This window comes from Bacillota bacterium (assembly GCA_024655925.1).
In the GTDB taxonomy this organism is placed as follows: Bacteria; Bacillota; DTU025; order DTU025; family JANLFS01; genus JANLFS01.
Genome location: JANLFS010000150.1, coordinates 1 through 4,739, shown reverse-complemented (window position 1 = coordinate 4,739; position 4,739 = coordinate 1). Strand labels below are relative to the sequence as shown.

Here is a 4,739-nt window from a genome sequence, read left to right as displayed (position 1 = left end):
GCTTGCGCTCTTCGCCGTTGACAGTTTCAATCCACGCCCCTGCGCGAGGGGCGACTTCTCGGAGGTGGGCAAAGATTCGTGAACGATTGTTTCAATCCACGCCCCTGCGCGAGGGGCGACTTTACCCCCGGAGTGCAGGCGTCAGGAGTCATCGTTTCAATCCACGCCCCTGCGCGAGGGGCGAGTAGTGAGGAAACGGGCCGTGTTAGCTGGGCCGCAGTGCGCGTTTGCGCGAACCGGCCGTGGAGCCGGGCTGCTCCCGGTCGGAAATCGCTCAGACACAGTGCAAAACCGCACGTACGCTGGGAGCGCGGACCTCTCCGGCAAACGATGGTCACTTGGGGTCCGCGCACGGAAGTAAGGCACCGCCAGGGCATTCTCGCGCACGCCACCCGCACGGCCCGAAATCCCTGATCGTGTCGGACGAGGTCTAAACCATCAGAGTCCCTTCGGGGTTGTAACCAGGCTTCGCTCCTATGTGCTCTACCCTCCTCTCCCAGTTGCTTCCCAGGTAGTAGATACGGATGCTGTCGGTCCTCTCGTCCATAATCGACGTCAACTGGTTCTTGAGGACAACCAGCTGCTGGGGATCGACGATGCACTCAAACACGGACAGCTGAACGCGCTGCCCATAGTCCTCGCATTTCTTCGCGATGTTTCGTAACCTTTTCCTTCCCGCGGCGTTCTCCGTATTGACGTCGTACGTGATAAGCACCATCATGGCAACTCACCGCCTATCTCCAACAGAACGCGGGGTAGGCATCGAGATCTCCACGAATGTACCTCGCCAGCAGCATCGCTTGAACATGGGCCAGCAGGCCTAGTGGTACGGACTCATTCAAGAACGGATGTTGAATCTGCTCACGCTTGCGTTCCTGATAGGCAGATAGCAGAGTCTTGCGCGTCTCGTCGTTCATGAGTATCGCACCGGATGCTGAGTTCTCGAAACCCCCAGGCTTCACCTGCTGGCGGTTGATCAACGATAGAACGAGCCTGTCCGCCAAGTACGGCCTGAATTCCTCCATCAGATCCAACGCCAAGCTCGGCCGTCCAGGGCGGTCAGCATGCAGAAACCCCACAGCGGGATCCAGGCCTACCCCTTCCAAAGCGGAGCGTACGTCATTCGCCAGGACGGCGTACACAAACGAGAGCATAGCATTTACCTTGTCCAGTGGTGGGCGTCTGCTGCGAGCGTTGAAAACGAAGTCCTCTTTCTGCGCCACGATGAGGTGATTGAACACACTGAAGTAGCTCTTTGCCGCCTCCCCTTCTATGCCGCGCAGTACGTCGAGACTCACAGGCTCGAGCAGGTTCCGCGCACTCTCGCTCAACTCAGACGCTGCGTGTTGGATGTCTACTCGGGCTGTTTCGTCATGGTGTTCCCGCGCAGCCCTAAGGAGGACATTGCGGCAATTGGCCAACTTGGCCAGAACGAAGGTCCTCGCCAAGTCTGTGCGAAAGGGGTCCCGGCTCGCCCCAGCGAATTGCTGCTTGCGCAGGAGAACGTTTCCGTGAACCGGCCCTTCCACACGAGCATAGAACTTTCCGAACTCGGAGAAGAAGGCCAGGTAAACATTCCTGGCACCACACAGTTCCATCAGCGGCGTACTGCACGTCATCGGACCAAAGCACACGATATTCTCGAGGTTATGGATGGGAACCCTTATCTTCTCTTGCCCATCAACCTTGACCACCACAGTCTCGCCCTGCTGATGCAGATAAGCGTCTTTGGAGGTGACGTACAGCGTGTTCAAAAGCTTCTTCAAGCTGAACCTCCTATCGTCTCTTCCAAGACACCACTCAAGTAGCGTCCGGCGTTGAGTGCCGATAGCCGAGGCGCGCACAGATTCACCAGAGAACAGTTGCGGCACTTGGCGCTGAATTGGGGAGGGGGCGTTCTGCCCGACTCCAGCATTTCGTGAAGGAGCAACGCCCCTTCCTCTACTTCTCGCCTCAATCCTCCGTTGAGGGCTACCGCGAGCCGGCGCTTGGATTCTCCGTAGTAGAGGTAGCCCTCGCCTATCGGAACGCTCAACATCTCCTCGAGACACATGGCCTGCGCGCACAGCTGGATTTCGTACTCTTTCTCGTCCCGGGTAGTTCCATGTTTGTACTCTATTGGGACTGGAGCCCACCGTCCTGCCGCACCGTCCACGGCAATGCCGCCCTCTTCATCAGGGCCGAGAAGCCTCAGCTCGAGGCAATCTACCGCACCTGCAAGCCCAAGCCGCAGTGAACGCACACGGATTCCGCGGTGGATTCGAACGTCGACTCTGGTTTCGTTGCCTCCCGCATGTACCCGCTCGTGCAGAACAGCACCTTCGGCGGTGTAGACGTTTTCGCTCCACTGCTGCTCAACCAGCGTCAACCCGGCCCGCCTCGGACAGTAGTAGAGTTGCGACAACGCCGAGATCGGTATAAGGTCTTCTTCGTCGTACATAGCTAGTCTACACTGAGCCAGCTTAGTCCGGCAGGGGGTTCGCCCCAATGAACGCTGGCCTTGCCTCCCTCGGCCACGCCGTAGCCGATTTCGACGCCTCTCGGGACAGCGCTCGCCTTGACGGCAAGCCTGTAGTCGCTGTTGCTTCGTGGAGCGACAACGTCCGTGGCAGGCTTCACAGACACCAGTTCGAACAGCTTGTGGGCCGGGGCGCAGCCGAGTATGGCCTGTCGCTGACGCTGAGCGGGATCGCTGTCAGTACCCACATGTCGGTAGATGATTACTGGGTCCAATACGGACATCATGCCCTTGCTGGACGAGCGGTCATGCTCGAACATGCCAACCAGCGCGTCCCAGAATAGGGCAAGGTCGCTTTCGGTGAAGCCCGTCTCTGCCGCGAGATGAGCACTGATGAAACCTTGACCGACGTACAGACCATAAGGGATGAGGGCTTTGCGGCCCATGGTGCGGAGTTTGTCCTCGGGCTGCTCCTTCTCCCATCTCTCATAGTCCGCACTGCTCGTAACGCCTTTAGGGCTATCCGTGACCGCCATGCGAGTGATGGAGACGTCCAAGGGGAGTATCGGACCAACCGACCTAGAGAAAGTCAGCTGCACGGGACCTCGAACCTGGCCTGCGTTGGCGCCTGTTGAGAGCACAGCTCCGAAGGTTCTTACGTCGAAGAAGTTGGCACAGATCCATTTCTGAGCCGCGTGAACCTTGTCAACCGTGGTCTTTTCCTGGATGCCGCCAGTCTCCTCATGCGCTTTGGCAATGGGCTTATTCAGATTTGTGGACTGCTGGATGAATATGGCGTACGGTGGGCAGTTGCCCCGGGCAATCTGAACGTAGTTCCGTATGCGTCGCTTGATTGCGACGTCCGATACCAGACCGTGCATGTCCTGCGGGTCAATCCGGGGAGCGTTTCCGGAGTCCGGGTCGCCATTGGGGTTGCCGTTCACGCACTGAAAGAAGTACAGGAATTCATAACGATTCCTTATCGTCTCACTCATTGGCTGTCTCCTCCTTTGTCTCCACGTGATTCTGCTTTCCGCCGTACAACGCGGCCATCTGCTGGTAGTAACCCAAGGCGAAGAGGGACTGTCCTTCAGGATCCAGAACGGTAGGTAGCCCATCTCCGAAACGTCCGGTGATCTCTGCGATGAGCCGTTCATACCACACTGAGAGCCCCTTATCGAGCTTGTTCAAGTGGAACTGGCTTTGGCGAATCAGTCTGCCAAGCACGAGTGCCGGGGTTGAGGAAGCTGCGGCATAGTACCTCTGGACGATGCCGGCACCCACATCGCCCAGGGCTGCGCGTTGAACAGCAGCCAGAGCCGCCATGAGCCGGCCTGCCTGGTAAGCCGCGCTCGGATGCTCCTCGTTGAGATACGGTTTCACAGAGCACTCGCCTCCATAGAGTCTTGTCTTACGGATGTGGTAAGCTTTGACCAGTCCCATCCGTGCTGGACTCGGGACCTTGTCTGAGTCCACAATGTCGGCCCTGATCCGGCCCAATGCCGTTGAGAGTGCAAGAGAGGGGATGAGCCCGTCGAAGAGGGCCGCGCGCCACATATCGGCTGCGAGGAACGGTGGCAGTTCATCCAGTTCCTTGCGGACTAGCGAGAACAGGAGTGCAAAGAGGCCTGGGTCCTTCGCCAGCCTGGTTCCGTCCCTCGAGCAGATCTCAAGATCGTCGAACCAGCGGATGACGTTACGTGCAAGTTGCGCGAAGTTTCCCTCCATCCAGTCGCGCACCATCACACGCCCTCCGGATGCCGAGATAACGGCGGCGTGAAAGACATTGCGGGCAAGGTCGGGCCGTTGCCCGGTGTTGATCCCCTCCACAAGTCTCCTGGCGCGCTGAAGAGCCTCGAGCTCCTCAGCCTCTCCGCTGCCGAATATCCCTTTGACCCAGTTGAGAGGATCATCTTCCACCTTCACCTGTTCCTTGAACCAGTAAACCAACATCGTTCCAGCCATGGGCTTGTCCGCTTTCTCGATCAGCTCGTTGAGGGCATTCACGTATGCCGCTGCTGCCTCTTCAGATACGGCCGCGTTGTCCGACTGCTCGAGTCCGTAGGAGGTGAAAGCCTCCTTGTCGAAACCAATCAGCACGCAACCTGCCGCCTGCCCGCCAACCCCTACGAGCCCTTTGATCTTCGGATGAGTCTTGGCTGGCCTTACCAGCTCGCCGGTTTCGAGACACCGCATGAGGTTCTGACCATTCTCTGACCTATCACCCTTCAGGGTGGCACGAAACCTTCGCCACCAGGGATGCCATTCCGCTGAATCCAGA

At 58.4% G+C, this 4,739-nt stretch carries 5 protein-coding genes; all 5 read right to left on the bottom strand.

What is annotated here, in order from left to right:
* Window positions 1-430 precede the first annotated feature (430 nt).
* Window positions 431-721, bottom strand: a complete 291-nt coding sequence (gene cas2 / locus NUW23_15060) for a CRISPR-associated endonuclease Cas2 (GenBank protein ID MCR4427478.1) — start codon at window positions 719-721, stop codon at window positions 431-433.
* Between the two features lie 13 nt (window positions 722-734).
* Window positions 735-1,766, bottom strand: coding sequence for a type I-C CRISPR-associated endonuclease Cas1c (gene cas1c / locus NUW23_15055; GenBank protein MCR4427477.1), 1,032 nt, complete (start codon window positions 1,764-1,766; stop codon window positions 735-737).
* On the bottom strand, window positions 1,763-2,440 hold the full coding sequence (gene cas4, locus NUW23_15050) for a CRISPR-associated protein Cas4 (protein ID MCR4427476.1): 678 nt from the start codon (window positions 2,438-2,440) through the stop codon (window positions 1,763-1,765). Before cas4 ends, cas1c begins: the two co-directional genes overlap by 4 nt.
* A gap of 2 nt (window positions 2,441-2,442) precedes the next feature.
* Complete coding sequence (gene cas7c / locus NUW23_15045) at window positions 2,443-3,453, bottom strand: type I-C CRISPR-associated protein Cas7/Csd2 (GenBank protein MCR4427475.1); 1,011 nt, start codon at window positions 3,451-3,453, stop codon at window positions 2,443-2,445.
* Window positions 3,446-4,739, bottom strand: a 1,294-nt coding sequence (gene cas8c, locus NUW23_15040) for a type I-C CRISPR-associated protein Cas8c/Csd1 (protein MCR4427474.1), incomplete at its 5' end; no start/stop codon positions are given. The genes cas8c and cas7c, both read right to left, overlap by 8 nt.

Coding starts and splice junctions, on each gene's coding strand:
- cas2 (MCR4427478.1), bottom strand. CDS start 721: ATGATGGTGCTTATCACGTACGACGTCAATACGGAGAACGCCGCGGGA.
- cas4 (MCR4427476.1), bottom strand. CDS start 2,440: ATGTACGACGAAGAAGACCTTATACCGATCTCGGCGTTGTCGCAACTC.
- cas7c (MCR4427475.1), bottom strand. CDS start 3,453: ATGAGTGAGACGATAAGGAATCGTTATGAATTCCTGTACTTCTTTCAG.